The sequence below is a fragment of the Thalassolituus sp. UBA2009 genome, assembly GCF_002335285.1.
GTDB lineage: Bacteria > Pseudomonadota > Gammaproteobacteria > Pseudomonadales > Oceanobacteraceae > Venatoribacter > Venatoribacter alkanivorans.
This window is the reverse complement of sequence record NZ_DDCJ01000166.1, coordinates 21498-38474: the sequence shown is the minus strand read 5'-3', so window position 1 is coordinate 38474 and position 16977 is coordinate 21498. Positions and strand designations below refer to the sequence as shown.

Here is a 16977-nt window from a genome sequence, read left to right as displayed (position 1 = left end):
TACCAGCAGTGGCGTCCGACGCCGATGTTCCGCGCCCATCGTCTGGAAGAAGCGCTGGGAACACCGTGCAAGATCTACTACAAGTACGAAGGTGTGAGTGCCGCCGGTTCGCACAAGCTGAACTCCGCGATTCCGCAGGCGTACTACAACAAGGTTGCCGGTATTAACCGTCTGACCACCGAAACCGGTGCGGGTCAGTGGGGCTCGTCGCTGTCACTGGCTGGCCAGATGTTCGGCATTGATGTGCGCATTTATATGGTGAAGGTGAGCTACAACCAGAAGCCGTTCCGCCGTTCGATGATGCAGACCTGGGGTGGTGAAGTGCTGGCCAGCCCGACCAACCTGACCGAAACCGGTCGTCGTATTCTGGCCGCCGATCCGGATAACCAGGGCTCACTGGGTATCGCGATTTCCGAAGCGGTAGAAGAAGCGGCAAGCCGCGACGACACTAAATACTCACTGGGTTCGGTACTGAACCACGTGTTGCTGCACCAGACAGTGATTGGTCTGGAAGCGAAGAAGCAGTTTGAAATGGTTGGCGATTACCCGGATATGATCTTCGCGCCTTGTGGCGGTGGTTCTAACTTCGGTGGTGTGGCCTTCCCGTTCTACGCCGACGAAGCGGCTGGTGGTAAGAAAGTGCGTCTGGTGGCGGTTGAGCCAAGCTCTTGTCCAAGTCTGACCAAGGGGCATTACGCCTACGATTTCGGCGATACCGCCGGTCATACCCCAATGACATTGCAGTACACCCTGGGCCATGACTTTATGCCGCCGGGCATCCATGCCGGTGGTCTGCGTTACCACGGAGCCTCGGCGCTGGTATCCCAGATGTATCATGAGAAGCTGATTGAAGCCGTATCTGTTCCGCAGATCGCGACCTTCGAAGCCGGTGTGCAGTTTGCCCGCGCTGAAGGCATTATTCCGGCACCGGAATCCAACCATGCCATCCGTGCCTGTATCGATGAAGCCCTGCGCTGCAAAGAATCCGGTGAAGCCAAAACCCTGTTCTTTAACCTGTCAGGTCATGGCCACTTCGATATGGTGTCTTACGACAAGTACTTCACGCAGCAGCTGGAAGACTACGAATACCCGCAGTCAGAAATCGATGCTGCGCTGGCGCGTTTGCCGAAGGTTAAAGCTTAATTTTTCTGATCGGGTTTAAAAACGGCAGATAAAAACGGCACATAAAAAACGCCGCGTCTGACTATCAGGCGCGGCGTTTTTTCTTCTCAGTACCCTGAATTTCTTTTTACCAGTTTTTGGCCATGTCGCCTTTGCGGTAATCACACACACCTTCAGGGAATATGGCTTCCAGTTGCGCCCTGTAGGGGCGGGCATCCAGCGGCGCATAAATTCCGGATTCGATGGCTTCCTCCACGCTGACCCGGTGGCAGAACAACACGCTGGCTGTGCTGTTATCACCGGCGACCTGACGGCTGCTCTGAAAGAACGGATACTGCTGTGTACAGACACCTTCGTTTTTGCCGTTCCAGATTCCGTTCCAGACGCCGTCTCCGCTGGCTATGAGGTTGCCGTTATTATCCAGACAGCGGTCGCTGGCAAACTCAGGCATCTCATTTTCCTGCACGTCTCCTGCAGCACGGCTATCCAGCCAGCGCACCATGGCTTCAAAGGCATCCCAGCGTGCATCGTATTGTGCACCGCTGATCCAGATACTCTGGTTGGGGTTTTGGCCCTGATTAAAATCCAGAATTCTTGCACGGCTGGAAAGGGCTGCCCAGCTGTGATGGATATCCAGAACCGGATCTTTATACGGGCGCACATCAATCAGCGGAATATCCAGCTTACCGAGAAACACATTGCCCGACTGATACGCACCTTTGGCGGCGGCCAGGCTGCCGGGAATACGCGCTGCCGGTTTTTCTGCCTGACCGTTATGGCTCATATTCTTTTCAACATACGGGCTGTATTTGCGCAGGGAATCATCGCCACTGATCAGCCAGTAATGTTCCGGCTGCATATCTTTTTGCGCCTTCCAGCTGCCGACTTTGGCATTCAGATCAAGAAATTGTGCGACGCTGATATCGCCTTTTTTCCAGGCATTTAAACCGTATTGCACACCGACATTGCTGGCCGGTACTTCGGCGCGGCCAGAGCGGTCTGTGCCATAAAAATCGCGGTTATCCTGCCAGTGGGTCCAGAAATTTTCACGGTTTACCTGTTCACTGTAACGCGGGTAATGGCTGTTAAACCTCGGGTTGTTCACTAGCTGGGCAGAACCGCGCCAACTGTAGCTGCATTCGGTAGCACCCTGATGAACCGGTGGTTTTTCCAGCCGTAACACGCTTGCAATATCGGCAAGAATATCCAGCCGCGGTTTGAACCCGGTGTTGTAGGCCAGACCTTCAATCCAGCTGCGGCGTTCGGCTTTTTGCCAGAAAGTACGGTCGGCGGATAAATGGTCAAAATAATATTCCAGCAGCTCGCAATCGAGGCCGTAGGTAATCTGCGTCACCATATCCGGGTAGGGAATAATCGCCACGCCGCCGTCGATAATGCGTTGCTGTTTGCCCTGTTCGTTATCCACCTGCGGGTGATTCTGGCTGATTAAATATTGCTGCAGGCCACCACCGGAGTCGCCCATGCCAATGGTGTATTGAGGCTCGCCAAAGCGGGCAATAAATTGCTGTTTAACCCGCGCGGCGGTGTCTTCCTGCAGCCAGATATTGTAGTGGTTGTCGGTTTCTGTGCCGGTGGAATAGAGCACCGCATAGCCTTGCTCCAGTGCCGGGCGCATATCTTTTAACAGGCGTTTAAAGCGCGCCTGACCCTGCTGAAAACCAATGCCAATAGCGCCTTTGAAATGATAAATGGCCTTGCCGTTCCAGCGTGATAAGTCCGGCTGGTCGCGCTGGTCGTTATGGCTGGTGGGCATCAGCAGCACATAAATAAAGCGGTTGATGGTGCCGCTTTCGGCCCTGATTAATAGCTCTTCGTTATCGGCGGCCGGGGGCAGTTGTTCGTCGCTGCGGAAAAACTGGCCGTCACGGTAACCAAGATAGTGCAGTCTGGTCGGCAGTCCGCAGTCCTGGCTGTAACCCACAACATTGCCGCTGTCATCGCTGACGGCGGTGCCATAACCGAGCTGATTATCAACCAGTGGCTGGCCCAGCTCAGAATCCAGTGTCTGGCACATAAAAGGGTATTGTTTAGGGCCGGCAAACAAGGCTTCGGCCGGACCGGTTTGCCCCCAGTCGATGGGAAAAGGAAAGCTTTCAGCCGGGCGGATCAGATCTTTCGGATGAGTACCGTGATAGGCCGGCCAGTTGGCCACTTTGGTTCCCGGAGGTGTGCTCAGCACTGGTGGTTCGGCCGGATTAAGATCCAGCTTGTCGCTGACATAACCGACCGCCCAGTACCAGCCGGCGGTTACCAGCAGTGTGATAAGAACCCCCAGAATCAGCAGGATTTTCAGAAAGCGTGGCAGAGCGAAAGCCTGTTGCTGGCGCCGTTTTGGCGTCAGGGAAACAGTTTGAATCGGGCGGGCAATAAGCGGCGTGCGCATCGTTATATCCTTATAAAACGTTATCCTGACAGCGCGCCTGGGTTGCTTGCGGATAGCTGCTTGCCGAGAGCTGCTCGCAGAGAGCAGCTTTCGCCAGTGCGCTTCGGAAGAAAGTACTGAATGGAGAATAAGGGGCTGTCACGCGAATGCAAATTTTTCAGCCGGTACACCTTTTTTATTGATCCGCTATTGGCTGGCCTGGCGCTGTTTTCAGCTCCCGTGCCAGCTCTGCAGGCAGTGCCTGGTCCGGCTGACGGTAATCACAAACGCCGTTGGGGAAAATGGTCTGCAGTTGCTGGCGGTACGGGGAGGCATCGATATCGCCGTAAAAGCCTTCAACGATCGCCTGCTCAACCGGAATCAACGCACACTTAAAGGTATTGCCGGCAATGGATTCCCCGGCAATCTGCCGGCTGCTCTGGTTGAAAGGCATCAGCCGGGTGCAGTTGCCGTCAGGCTGCTGGTTCCAGCGACCATCCCAGACCTGTTCTCCTTCGTAGACTACATCGCCTTCACTGCTCAGGCAGCGGTCGGTGGCTGCCGGTGGCCTTGCGCTGATCAGGTCACCGTTGTTGAGGGCCGCGCGGGTCAGCCACTGATCCATCACGGCAATGGCATCCCACATCGGGTTATAGGGTTTGTGCGAAATCCAGATCGGCTGCAGGCGGATATCCGTGCCGGCATTCAGTAACCGCTGACGGGTCGATAAGGCCGCCCAGGTATGGTGGATATTCAGTTCATGGTCGAGGTACATGCGCACATCCATTACCGGAATGTTCAGCTTACCCATAAACACATTACCCGACTGATAAGCCGCTGTTGCGGCGGCGGTACTGCCGTTAAAGCGTGGTGCAGGCTGTTCTGGGGAGGCGCTGTTAACACCGTGATGGGTCATATTGTGCTCACCGTAAGGGGTGAAGCGATACAGCCGCGAATCACCGCTGACGTGCCAGTAACGCTCTTCTGTCATGTCTTCTGCTGGCTGCCACGAGCCGACGCGGCGGTTCAGTTCCAGAAATTGCGCCATGCTGATGGTGTCGTTTTTCAGCGCCTGCAGACCATATTGCACGCCGTTGTTACTCCAGGGCGAAGGTGCACGGCCGTCTTTATCGGTGCCGTAAATATCACGGTTGTCCTGCCAGTGGGTCCAGTAGGTTCGTTCCCGCACCGCACGGGCAAAACGGTGGTAATCGCTGTGAAAATGCGGGTTGTTCACCAAAGGCACCGAACCGCGCCAGCCACTGTTGCATTCCGACGCCGGTGGCGTTGGGTCTGGCCATTCCAGCCGCAGTAACTGGGCAATATCGGTGAGCCAGCTGAGGCGCGGCTGGCGCCCGTCACTGACGCTTAACCCCAGTATGGCCTGGCGATGTGCCGGGTTGCGCCAGAAATCCCGGTCGCTGGCCAGATGATCGAAATAATATTCGAGCAATTCGCAGTCGAGGGTGTAGTGAATCTGGGTGACCATATCCGGGTAGGCAATCAGGGCAACACCGCCGTCGATAATACCGGGCTGATTCTGGGCAAACAGATTCTGCTGCAGTCCACCGCCGGAGCCACCGATACCGATGGTAAAAGCCGGTTCACCATAACGTGCGACAAACTGGCGTTTCACCCGCAGCGCTGTGTCTTCCTGCAGGCGGATGTTGTAGGTGTTGTCGGTTTCGTTAGCGGTAGAAAAGGCCACGGCATAGCCCTGTTCCAGTGCTTTGCGCATATCGCGGGTCAGTCGCTGCAGGCTGAGCTTGCCCTGCTGGAAACCAATGCTGATGCCGCCGCGGAAGTAATAAATCAGCTTGCCGTTCCAGCGTGACAGGTCGGGTTTGGTGAGCTGGTCGGCGCGGCTGGTGGGCAGCAGCAGAACGTACATAAAACGGTTGATGGTGCCGCTTTCGGCACGGACCAGTAGCTGATGATCATCGGGAACCGGGTCAATGTTGTCATCGACGCGCCTTGGGAAGCTTTCCTGCTGGTTGCGGTAATACAGGTAATGCACCCGTGTGGGCAGCGAGCAGTCTTTGCTGTAGCCGATTACATACTGCGAGCGCTGGCCTGCCAGTGTTTCGGCATACACCGGAATGCCCCAGCCACGGGTGTTGTCGATTAACGGCTGGCCCAGATGGGATTCTTCGGTCTGACATAAAAAGGGGTACTGATTCGGCCCGGCAAATAATGGCTCATCGGGGCCGGTGGCTCCGAACTCGATCGGAAACGGAAAGGTTTCGGCTGGTCGCTCGCTCAGGGCCGGATGCGGACCGTTATAAGGCGGCATATTTGCCAGCCGGCTGCCGGGTGGTAAGCCAACGACTTGTGGAAAATCGGAGTCCAGTCCGGCTTCGTGACGCAGTTGCAGGTAATAGTGATAAGCAATGCCGGCGCTGCCGGTCAGCAACAGAACAATCACCAGCAGCATTATGTTTATTTTGGCGCGGTTCAGTTTGGGCATGGCGTGCTCCTTATACTTCCAGTCTAGAAGCTGGTAGCAGGAGCTGAGTTACATTTTGTAGTTTTGGTTGTCGTTTCGGAGCATCGTTCAGTGCTGGCCGGGCCGTCAGAGCCAGAGTCAATCAGGCTGCAGGCAGCGCCCGGCGCGGGCTTCGGATGGTTACAAAAAAGATGGCGGCAGGAGGTCTGAATGTTGCTGTTCAGCCACCGGCGAGCAGGGCAATTTCAGCCTCTGTCAGGTCGCGGAACTCGCCCACCGGCAGGTCAGGATCAAGGACAAACTCACCCACCTGTTCACGGTGCAGATGCTCGACATGGTTACCCATGGCGGCAAACATGCGCCGAACCTGATGGTAACGGCCTTCATGGATGGTCAGCAGTACTTCACGGTCGCTGATGCGTTGCAGTTGGGCCGGTTTGGTCGGCACCGGGTCGTCGTCGAGCAGAATGCCGCGCTCACAGCGTTGCTCGGCGTCGGCACACAGGTCTTCGGCCAGCCAGGCACGGTACACTTTCGGCTGGTGGTGGCGCGGTGAGGTTAAATGATGCGACCACTGACCATCGTCGGTGATCAGCAGCAGGCCGGTGGTATCCAGATCGAGACGGCCAACGGTGTGCATATCCAGCCGGTTGGTGATGCCTTTGAGTAAATCAAACACCAGCGGATGTGCGCTGCCGCGGTTGGCACAGACATAGCCGGCTGGCTTGTGCAGCAGAATATAGCGGTGGCCAGTTTGCAGAATTAAGCGTTCACCGTCGAGGGTAATTTCATCGCTGTCAGTCACTTTGGCGGATGCGCTTTTGGGTTTAACGCCATTGACCAGTACACGACCGGATTTAACGGCTTTGGTGGCAAGCGAGCGGGTCAGGTCGGTGGTGTCGGCAAGGAATTTATCGAGACGCATGATGAACTGCAGAAAAAGAATGTGGCCGCATTTTATCACGCCGCAGAGAATGCGTCTGTCCTGCCGGTCTGTTCCGGGTTTTACTGCGGAGGTAACGGACGGCATCAGTGAGACAAAGTATTCCGGCCGTGAGTTCGCCGGCAGCGCTTTGCAACAGAGATAAGCATGCTTTAATAGCGCCAGCCGGCAGGCCGTTGGATAGATTCAAAAAAGAACCGCACGAAAATTAAACAATAATTAAAAACGATACGCGCAGAACAGAAAGCCGCGAACAGCAAAGGGGGCAGGGTGTGACAGAGCAAGATAAGTGGAAAAAACGCAGCTATTGGCCGGGCATCAATACTCAGATCCTGATCGCCGCCATGGCCGGGTTGTTGCTCGGTTACTGGCTGAATGGCCAGAATGCTGCGCCACAGACCCGCGAACAGATTCTGTACGTTGCCGGTCTGGCCGGTGGCGTGTTTATCGATCTGCTGAAAATGGTGCTGATTCCGCTGATCTTTACTTCCATCGTAACCGGTGTGGCGCATTTACAGGCTCATCGTCAGGCCAGCCGGGTATGGCGCTATACCTTTGGTTTCTTTGTGCTGTCGATGCTGCTGGCAATGATTCTGGCACTGATCGCCACCGGCTGGGTCAGACCGGGGGATGGACTGCAGCTGGATATGTTTGCTGAGAGTATGGCCAGCGTCAAAGTCACTCAGCTCAGTGGCCCCGAATTTCTTGCCCAGTTTCTGCACAGTTTGTTTTTGAATCCGCTGCAGGCGATGGCCAATGGCAAAATTTTACCCGTGGTGGTGTTTGCTCTGTTTCTCGGTGCGGCGATGGTTAAAGCGGGTGAACGCAAACAGCAGGTGCTGGGTGTGCTGCAGGAGTTACTGGAGCTGCTGATGCTCATTATTCAGTGGGTTATGTACCTCGCCCCGCTGGGTGTGTTTGCTTTGCTGACCAAACTGATGGCCACTCAGGATATGGCGCTGTTGCGTACCATGGGGGAGTTTATCCTGCTGATTTTTGCCATCACACTGATTCATGGCGTCGTGGTGCTGCCTGGCCTGCTGTATGTGTTTACGCGCAAATCGCCGCTGTGGCTGTGGCGCGGAACCCGCCAGGCGCTGGTTACAGCATTTGCCACCAGTTCCAGTGCCGCGACGCTGCCGGTCAGCCTTAAGTGTGCCGAAGAGCAGCTGCACGTACGTAATGATGTTGCCGGTTTTGTACTGCCGGTGGGGGCGACCATGAACATGGACGGTACAGCACTGTATGAAGCCTCGGCGGCGCTGTTTATTGCCTATTTGGCGGGGGTGGATTTATCCGTCGGCCAGCAGATTATCGTTATGCTGACCGCGATGGTGGCCTCGATGGGCGCACCGGGAATCCCCAGTGCCGGCATGGTGACCATGGTGATGGTATTGCAATCGGTGGGATTGCCGGCCGAAGCCATCGCCATTCTGCTGCCGATTGACCGTATCCTCGACACTGTGCGTACAGCCGTGAATGTCGAAGGCGACCTGGTCGCTTCGGTGGTGGTAAATGAGCGCTTGGGCTGAACTCCGGTGGTTCAGGGCGGTACAGGCAGTGAAATAGGCAGGTTTGAGCGCAGTCTCTGCAATGACTCTGTCTGCCGACTTCTGTACAATCCGCGCCAATTTTGTTTCCGGTACGCTGCCCGCGCCGCAATAAAACAGCGAAGTAATAAACGAGAGCAGCGGCCTTATTCCGTGAGGTTTGTGTTATGTCCGATGGCAAATTGTCTTCCGGCAAGGTTGGGTTTGTATCTCTTGGCTGTCCCAAAGCGCTGGTGGATTCTGAAAAGATCCTGACCCAGCTGAAAATGGACGGCTATGACGTGGTGAACAGCTACGACAACGCCGACGTGGTGGTGGTGAATACCTGTGGTTTTATCGATGCCGCCAAGCAGGAGTCACTGGATGCCATTCGCGAGGCCATGACCGAAAACGGTAAGGTGATCGTGACCGGCTGTATGGGCAAAGGCAAAGATGCCGAGACCATCAGAGAGCTGAACCCCGGCATTCTGGCCGTTACCGGCCCGCAAGCCTATGAAGAAGTGATGACCGCCGTGCACGAGTGGGTGCCGCCGGTGGCGCAGGAACATAATCCGTATATCGATCTGGTGCCGCCACAGGGTGTGAAGCTGACACCTCGCCATTACTCTTACCTGAAAATTTCCGAAGGCTGTAATCACAGCTGTACCTTCTGCATCATCCCGGATATGCGCGGTAAGCACGTTAGCCGTCCGATCGGTGATGTACTGGATGAAGCCAAGCGTCTGGTCGCCGCAGGCACCCGTGAGCTGCTGGTGATTTCGCAGGACACCTCGGCTTATGGCGTCGATCTGAAATACCGTACCGGTTTCTGGGACGGTAAGCCGGTTAAAACCAAGCTCTACGACCTGTGCAAAGAGCTGGGTGAACTGGGTGCCTGGGTGCGTCTGCATTATGTGTACCCGTACCCAAGCGTGGATGACATTATGCCTTTGATGGCTGAAGGCAAAATCCTGCCGTATCTGGATATCCCGTTCCAGCACGCCAGTCCGCGTATTCTGAAACTGATGAAGCGTCCGGCTCATGCCGAGAACACGCTGGAGCGTATTCATAAATGGCGCGCCCAGGTACCGGATCTGGTGATCCGTTCCACCTTTGTGGTCGGTTTCCCCGGTGAAACCGAAGAAGACTTCCAGATGTTGCTCGATTGGCTGGAAGAAGCGGAACTGGATCGCGTTGGCTGCTTTAAATACAGCCCGGTGGAAGGTGCGAAAGCCAACGATCTGCCGGATCATGTGCCGGAAGAGATCCAGCAGGAGCGTTTTGACCGCTTTATGCAGGCGCAGCAGGCGATCAGTGCGCGTAAGCTGCAGCGTAAAATCGGCAGCCGCATGACGGTGATTATCGACGAAGTGGATGAAGAGGGCGCGGTTGCCCGTTCTGCCGCCGATGCGCCGAACATTGACGGCATGGTGTATCTGAACGATTTCTTCGATTGCCAGCCGGGCGATTTTGTTGAAGTTGAAGTCGAGCATGCCGATGAGTACGACCTGTGGGCATCACCGGTGGCCTGATGCCTATTTGAAAATATGATGATCTTATAAAGTCCCTTTTTAGGGACTTTATTTTGTCTTTTAACTATTAAAGTCCTGTTTTTGGGTCTTTATAATGTATTGACTTTAATGTTCCCTGATGGGATCTTAGTGTTCATTACTGGTCTTTAAGTCCCTTTTGGGTAGCTTTATGTCGTCTGTATCGTCTTATTCCGATCTGTCTCCTGCCGCCCTCAGTGAACTGCTGGGTGAGCGGCTGAAACTGGCACGCCTGAATCAGGATCTGACTCAGGCTCAGGTTGCTGAGCAGGCGGGTGTCAGCCGTAAAGTCGTGATCAATGCCGAAAAGGGCAAGGCATCGCTGGAAGTCTTTGTTGCTCTCCTGCAGGCGCTGAATCAGGTGTCGCAGCTGGATCAGTTTCTGCCGCCGCAGACCTTATCGCCTCTGCAGCTGGCAAAGCTGCAGGGTAAGCGTCGCCAGCGGGCTTCAGGTTTGGGGCTGGGGCAACAGGCTGCTGATACGGGGCCGGCAGAGGAGGACGGCTCATGGTGATGGAGGCGATCCGGGTGCAATATGCCGAAGGTGCTGTCACCCATTCTGTAGGAGCGGTCAGCTTTGATACCACTACCGGGCAGGGGGCATTTGAATACAGTCCGGAATTTATCCGCAGCGGCATCGAGCTGGCACCTCTGACAATGCCTCTGGCGGCGGGTGTCTATCGGTTTCCGCAACTCGGCTTCGCCACCTTTAAGGGCTTACCCGGTTTAATTGCCGACTCACTGCCGGACGATTTTGGTAATGCGGTATTAAATGCCTGGGTTGCCAGTCGCGGTAAGCGCCCGCAGGACATCACGCCATTGCAGCGTCTGCAGTACACAGGTAAGCGCGGCATGGGTGCTCTGGAATTTGCACCGGCAACACGGCTGAAAAGTCTGAATGCCTCGCAGCAGGTGGAAATTAATGCGCTGGTGGAAATTGCGCAGGATATTCTCGATAAGCGCAGTGATTTTCAGGTGACACTTGATCAGCACGGTGCTGATGATAAAGAAGCCATGCTGGCGCTGTTGTCGGTGGGTATGAGTGCTGGTGGCGCACGGCCTAAAGCGGTATTGGCCTTTAACGAGAATTTTACTCAGGCGCGCTCCGGGCAGACCGATGTACCGGCAGGGTTCAGTCATTATCTGATGAAGTTTGATGGTGTCAGTGAGCACAATCAGAATACGGAAACCTTTGGTGATCCTATGGGTTATGGTGCCATGGAATACGTTTATGCGCAGATGGCCCAGGCCTGTGGTATTCAGATGATGCCCTGTTATTTATTGGCAGAAGGTGATCGCCGCCATTTTCTGACCCAGCGATTTGACCGCGCCGGTAACGACAAAATACATATGCAGACGCTTAATGGTCTGGCGCATGTGGATTACAAAAAACCGGGCAGTTTTTCCTACGCCGAATTGTTTGCCGTAGCGCGCCGGTTAAAACTGAGTGCGCCTGAAGCGGAACAGATTCTGCGCCGTATGATATTTAATATCGTTGCCCGCAATCATGATGATCATGCCAAAAATACCGCGTTTTTATACCTTAACCGGAAATGGTCGCTGGCGCCGGCTTATGACCTTGCATACAGCTATAAACCCGGTAGCCCCTGGGTGAACAGTCACTGGATGAGTTTAAATGGCAAGCGTGATGCCTTTACTCGTGAGGATATCTATTCACTGGAAAAGCTCAGTCCCTTGTTCAGTCGTAAAAAACTTAATACGGTTATTGATGAGGTCATTGAGCAGGTTTCCCGCTGGCCGCAGCTGGCAAAAGAACAGGGTGTGCCTTTGTCACTGGTGAATGAAATTACGGCGAATCTGCGGCTGACTTTATGAGTAAAAAAATTCTCCTGCTGTCTGCCTATCGCTCTGACAGCCATGCCAGCTGGGCGAAATGGCTGACACGGAATTTAGTAGCTGACTGGCGTGTGCTGGAATTACCCGGGCGTTATTTCCGTTGGCGCATCCGTGGTAATCCGCTGAGCTGGCTGGATGAATTGCCTGAACTTCTGCACGATTGGCAACCTGAGCGTATTCTGGCCACCTCTATGGTGGATATCGCCACTATTAAGGGCTTGTTTCCGCAATTGGCGGCGGTGCCGGTCAGTTATTATTTTCACGAAAACCAGTTCGCGTATCCGCAGGGGGAAGGTCAGCACAACTCGGTTGATCCGATGATGGTACAGCTGTATGGCGCGCTGGCGGCCGATGAATGCTTATTTAATTCGGATTTTAATCGCCAGACGTTTTTAACCGGTGTGGATGCACTGTTAAAAAAACTGCCGGATTGTAAACCGTCCTCGTTATCTGATCGTCTCGGGAAAAAATCAACCGTGCTGCCGGTGCCGGTTAATTCCGTGGCTGCCGGTAAAAAAATCCCCGGTCTTATTGTCTGGAATCACCGCTGGGAATACGACAAAAAGCCTGAGTCGTTTTTACAGTTACTGCAGTTACTGAAAGCTCAGGGCGTTGATTTTAAACTGGCGCTGCTGGGTGCACGGGCGCAAAAAATACCGGCGGCATTAACCCATATCCGCAATGAGTTTTCTGCACAGATTCTGGTCGATGCTATGGTCAGCCGTGCTGATTATGAATACTGGCTGGGGGCTGCTGAAGTGGTTGTCAGTACGGCTATCCATGAGTTTCAGGGGTTGTCGGTGCATGAAGCGGTCAGTGCCGGAGCCGTACCTGTGGTGCCTGATGATTTGTGTTATCGCGAACAATATCCTGAAGCACTGCGTTACCCCCCCGCGGATACTGATGCGGCGGTTGCTGTTATCCGTGCGGTATTCTCTGGCAAAGACGGTTGTTTACCACAGGCAGCAGTGACCAGTTCTGCCGATGCCTGGCGGCAATGGCTGAATCATTGCTGAGCCAGCAGGTCGTACAGGGCCTCAAGAATTTTGCTCAGGTTACCATCCATATCTTTGGCTTTTCCCGCCATATCATCCAGCCTGGCGGTCGTCTGATTCGCCAGTTTCATGAGTTTTTTCTCCTGATCCTCTTCAAGACCAAGGCTGAATAACATGCCTTCGAGGCGAATCACCATGTCGCTGACGGTGTTGGTGACGCTTTCGGTATAGGCATTAATCTCATTACTGGTCAGGCGGATGTTGTCTTCAGCCAGGGCAATCAGGTCACGCAAGAATTGTGTACGCTGCTGGCTGAGATTGGACTCCGCAGCAATGGACTGCGCGCGGCCATTGGCAATATCGGCGAGCACCGCCAGATGGTCTTTGAGGCGGCCATAGCGGGCTTCATCGTCCAGGGGCATATTCTTGATCAGGATAATCACCATGCCGCTGTGAATAACGGTGCGGACACCCAGATGGGTAATCCGCTGGTCGACATTGCGGAATTTCATCAGAACTTTTGCCTCCATCGAACCTGCGGTGCAACCCAGCAGAACCGGTTCCGCTTCGTCAATCAGCACGCAGCAGTTGAGGCCGAACTGGGCTGCGACGGTCATAATGGCAACGGCGAGGGCGCTGCCTTTCTGAATGGCCTGAACTTCTTTTACAAAATGGATAATCTGGCCCAGCTCACTGGAGCTGGTCATGGCTTCCATCGCCACATTCATGGCTTCGTGCGATTGCGCAATGGCCTGCTTGCGTGACAGGCAACGCTGCAGATGAAACTCAATCTTTTCCAGCAGCAGGGTGCCGTCAATGGGCTTGGTCAGGTAATCATCGGCGCCGGCTTCAAAACCGGCAAGGCGCTCTTCGGCACTGTCTCTGGCAGAAACAAATATCACCGGAATGGTCGCGCTGCGCGCCGTTTTACGGATTGTCAGGCAGGTATGGTAGCCACTGATTCCCGGCATGTTGATATCCAGCAGGATCAGGTCCGGCTCTTCCTGCTCCAGCATGCTCAGGCATTGTTCCCCTGATTCAGCTTCGCTTATTCGGTATTTGTCTTCCAGCAGGCTGCGCAGCAGCAGGCGGTTATCGGCAGCGTCATCGACGATATAAATCAGTGGTTGGGGTGTCATGCGTTTTCTCCATTACTACGGCTGTATGGCTGATCCCTGGCCGGAGGCCTTATTTTCTGGCCCGCAGTTAACGGGTGGACGTTATCTCTCAGTCTAGACGCGGAAGACGAGGGGGCAATGTTGGGGCTGGCATCTGCGGATTTGCGTGGTTTTACAGCAGGTTATGGCGGGATAGAAGGCAGCGGGGGGCGGACGACTGCGGTTTTCCGGATTGTGCGCATTTGCGGGTCTGTTAATGCGGGTTTAACAGACCCGGACAGGAGGTGCTATTTGCTTAAGGCCTCTTTGACCGATGCCGGAAGCTCGCCGTCCCACTTTTTATAGATCGGGAGCAGCTTATTTTCCCGCCCGAGGACAGGCATACGCTCGTTGTAAATATCAATCAGAACCTGCGACAGTGGCGTGTTGGCAAAGCCGATGTAGATGTCGGTGCCTTCGGGCATTTCGTTCATAACGTAGTGCGTCATATCCAGATTGTTGGCGGCTACGGTCGCGGCAATTTCGTCCCACTCATCAATCAGGTAATCAATTTTTCCGGCTTCGAGCAGTTCCAGTCCCAGTGCCGTGGTGCGGTATTCCAGCAATTCAAAGTCACGTTGGTCTGCTTCAATAACATCGTAGTCTTTTATCCAGCCGACATTTTTATTACTCAGGCTGGCCGTGCCATTCCAGGGCAGATTGCGTTTAGCCAGGGTTAATACAGACATGTATTCCACATCGATAGCGTAGTCCGGGAAAAGCAGGTCTTCTTCGGTTTCTTTGTATTCACCGGCAATGGCGTTGTAAACACGGTATTTGGTAACCATCTTCATCGCCCGGTTCCAGGGGACGTTGGCTGTTTTCACCTTAACCTGCGCCGGCTCGTAGATCGCCTTCAGTAATTCCCAATAGAGCCCGGTACCATCAGCGTTGGTAAAGCCTTCCCATTCGGGGGCAACCACACTGATCGACTTGATATTTTCACGATTGAAAACTGAATTTTTTTCGGCGGATTCCGCGGCTGCAAACAGGCTGCTGAAAGACAGCAGTAAAAGGATAAGGTACTTGGGCATAAGAAGGCCTTGGCATGAATGATCCCTTAATGGTAACACCTGTGGCGCGGTCTTCTTGTTCAGAGTGTCCGGAATTACAAAATAAAACGCAGAGAACCGAAGTACTTCTGCGTCCTGATTTCTACTGATTTTTTTATTATTTGCGGCCGTTCAGCTCGTCCAGTTTGCGCAGCATAATGCCCATGATCTGTTGATACAGCAGGCTGCCGCTGTGCAGATCTTCGACACCCATGTCGATGCTGGGGTTATCATTAACCTCAATAATAACGGCGCGGTCGCCGCTTTCTTTCAGGTCCACACCATAAAAGCCATTACCCATGCACTTGGCTGCTTTCAGTGCGGTCTTGATGACTTTTCTCGGAACTTTATCGACCGACATTGCATCGGCATTGCCGGATTTATGCGAGCGCGCGCTGTGGTTGTAAATCTGCCAATGGCTTTTGGCCATAAAATAGCGGCAGGCGTAAATCACCTGGTTATCCATAATGCCGATGCGCCAGTCGTAATCGGTGGGCATAAATTCCTGCAGCAGTAAAATCGCTGAGCGCTGACTCAGACGCTCGATGCATTCAATCAGTTGTTCGCGGTCTTTGGCTTTTTCCACCCCGATAGAAAACGAACCGTCCGGCACCTTAACAATCACCGGCAAGCCCAGCTCGGCAATCAGACCGTCGAGATCATAGGGCTGGTTACCCATAATCAGACGGGTTTTCGGCGTGTCGACTTCAAAGCGCTGCAGACGTTCGTGCAGATACACTTTATTCGAGCAGCGCATAATGTCGGTGGGACTGTCGATCACCAGCAGGCCCTGATTTTCTGCATTCTGGGCTATCTGGTAGGTGTGATGATCCACCCGGGTGGTTTCGCGGATAAACAGCGCGTCGTATTCGCCAATGCGGGACGCATCTTTCCAGGTAATAAAATCGACATTCAGGCCGAGGTCTTTGCCGGCTTTCTCAAAGGCTTTTAAGGCGCCTTTATTGGATGGCGGCAAGGCTTCTTCCGGGTTGTGCAGAATGGCAAGGTCGTATTTAAAGCGTTTACCCGAACGGCGGTTACGCCAGATTTTATGGCTGAAGGCATCCAGTGCTTCGGCAAAGCGGGTCTGACCGGCATCGTCCAGATCATCAAGTGAACAGCAGTGCACGCGGCTGATGGTCCATACACCGGGCTGATGACGGGTCAGGGTGATATCCAGTACCGGAAAACCAAAGGTATCAAAAATACGGCGGGCAACGGCTGCCAGCTCCGGCTGTTCGCTCTGGCCGAAGTAAATGCGTAACGGCAGCTGCTGGCTGTCGGCATCGCGTTTTTTGTAGAGGCTGTCGAGCTGACGTCCGTAGCGCAGTGGCAACGGCTGGCCGGATTCAAAGCTGTTCAGCTCGCGGATGGCGCGCACCGATGGAAATACCTGACCGCCGCGGGCCTCGGCCAGCAGAGAGCCATAGTAGCCTGTGCTCAGGTAGCTGTAGTCGCGGCAAAGGTTGATGACGTAGCCGCGGGTCTCGGCAAAGTCGCGCAGGTATTGCTCAATCGCAATCACCTGATTGGTCGGATAAAACGGACTCCAGTCCGTCAGCTGATCGACAAGCACGAGCAAAGGTTTCATAACATATTCCGCAGAATGAGACCGATAAAATAAGGTGGTTGCTGAGCCCGAAAGGGCGTCTGGTCAGACTCCGGATCAACGCTCTGGTTCGTGCCGGATTACGGCGTAAGAAAAAGGGCAGTCCATCGCCTGACGGTTGTCAGCGTCAGCAGGCAGCGGCACCAGAACAGTGCTGGCTGAAAAATCATAGTATGCAGGGGGCGCGACTTTCGCCAGTAAAAAAATAGCGCTGGCGCTACTTTTTTTCGGCGGAGGTGAAGACTATGCTCAGCGGCATTATCAGACCGTGCGCTATGCGTCCGGCTGATCTTTTCTGGTTCTGAAAATTACGGATTTTTATGCATCCCCGACT

12 protein-coding genes are annotated in these 16977 nt (G+C 54.3%); 6 read left to right on the top strand and 6 right to left on the bottom strand.

Annotated features, from left to right (window positions below):
- The coding region (locus B3P58_RS20480) for a TrpB-like pyridoxal phosphate-dependent enzyme (RefSeq protein ID WP_286720300.1) at positions 1-1143 on the top strand (1143 nt) is incomplete at its 5' end.
- 106 nt (positions 1144-1249) lie between these two features.
- Here B3P58_RS20480 and B3P58_RS20475 read toward each other — a convergent pair.
- The 3 genes from B3P58_RS20475 to B3P58_RS20465 all read right to left on the bottom strand — a co-directional run bounded on the left by B3P58_RS20475 (position 1250) and on the right by B3P58_RS20465 (position 6876).
- Positions 1250-3526 carry a DUF6351 family protein gene (locus B3P58_RS20475; RefSeq protein ID WP_286720297.1) on the bottom strand — a complete coding sequence of 759 codons (2277 nt, stop codon included), beginning with the start codon at positions 3524-3526 and terminating at the stop codon, positions 1250-1252.
- Between the two features lie 175 nt (positions 3527-3701).
- On the bottom strand, positions 3702-5972 hold the full coding sequence (locus tag B3P58_RS20470; protein ID WP_286720294.1) for a DUF6351 family protein: 2271 nt from the start codon (positions 5970-5972) through the stop codon (positions 3702-3704).
- Between the two features lie 199 nt (positions 5973-6171).
- Positions 6172-6876 carry a pseudouridine synthase gene (locus B3P58_RS20465; RefSeq protein WP_145468357.1) on the bottom strand — a complete coding sequence of 235 codons (705 nt, stop codon included), beginning with the start codon at positions 6874-6876 and terminating at the stop codon, positions 6172-6174.
- Between the two features lie 290 nt (positions 6877-7166).
- On the opposite strand from B3P58_RS20465, the gene B3P58_RS20460 reads away from it, so the two are divergent.
- The 5 genes from B3P58_RS20460 (at position 7167) to B3P58_RS20440 (ending at position 12846) form a co-directional block, all read left to right on the top strand.
- Positions 7167-8426: a dicarboxylate/amino acid:cation symporter gene (locus tag B3P58_RS20460; RefSeq protein ID WP_225692589.1), complete on the top strand. Its 1260-nt coding sequence runs from the start codon at positions 7167-7169 to the stop codon at positions 8424-8426.
- A 185-nt stretch (positions 8427-8611) separates the two neighbouring features.
- Complete coding sequence (gene rimO / locus B3P58_RS20455; protein ID WP_268866348.1) at positions 8612-9955, top strand: 30S ribosomal protein S12 methylthiotransferase RimO; 1344 nt, start codon at positions 8612-8614, stop codon at positions 9953-9955.
- A gap of 169 nt (positions 9956-10124) precedes the next feature.
- Positions 10125-10487, top strand: coding sequence for a helix-turn-helix transcriptional regulator (locus B3P58_RS20450; RefSeq protein ID WP_145468361.1), 363 nt, complete (start codon positions 10125-10127; stop codon positions 10485-10487).
- Positions 10481-11809, top strand: a complete 1329-nt coding sequence (locus B3P58_RS20445) for a type II toxin-antitoxin system HipA family toxin (RefSeq protein ID WP_286720287.1) — start codon at positions 10481-10483, stop codon at positions 11807-11809. Before B3P58_RS20450 ends, B3P58_RS20445 begins: the two co-directional genes overlap by 7 nt.
- Positions 11806-12846, top strand: coding sequence for a tRNA-queuosine alpha-mannosyltransferase domain-containing protein (locus B3P58_RS20440; protein ID WP_286720284.1), 1041 nt, complete (start codon positions 11806-11808; stop codon positions 12844-12846). The genes B3P58_RS20445 and B3P58_RS20440 overlap by 4 nt, the downstream gene beginning before the upstream one ends.
- Here B3P58_RS20440 and B3P58_RS20435 read toward each other — a convergent pair.
- The 3 genes from B3P58_RS20435 to B3P58_RS20425 all read right to left on the bottom strand — a co-directional run bounded on the left by B3P58_RS20435 (position 12837) and on the right by B3P58_RS20425 (position 16625).
- Positions 12837-13964 (bottom strand): response regulator, encoded by a 1128-nt coding sequence (locus B3P58_RS20435; RefSeq protein WP_225692593.1) that lies wholly within the window; start codon positions 13962-13964, stop codon positions 12837-12839. The two genes, B3P58_RS20440 and B3P58_RS20435, sit on opposite strands and share 10 nt — an antisense overlap.
- A gap of 266 nt (positions 13965-14230) precedes the next feature.
- Positions 14231-15016 carry a substrate-binding periplasmic protein gene (locus B3P58_RS20430; RefSeq protein ID WP_286720280.1) on the bottom strand — a complete coding sequence of 262 codons (786 nt, stop codon included), beginning with the start codon at positions 15014-15016 and terminating at the stop codon, positions 14231-14233.
- Between the two features lie 136 nt (positions 15017-15152).
- Positions 15153-16625, bottom strand: a complete 1473-nt coding sequence (locus B3P58_RS20425) for a RimK family protein (RefSeq protein WP_225692595.1) — start codon at positions 16623-16625, stop codon at positions 15153-15155.
- Positions 16626-16977 lie beyond the last annotated feature (352 nt).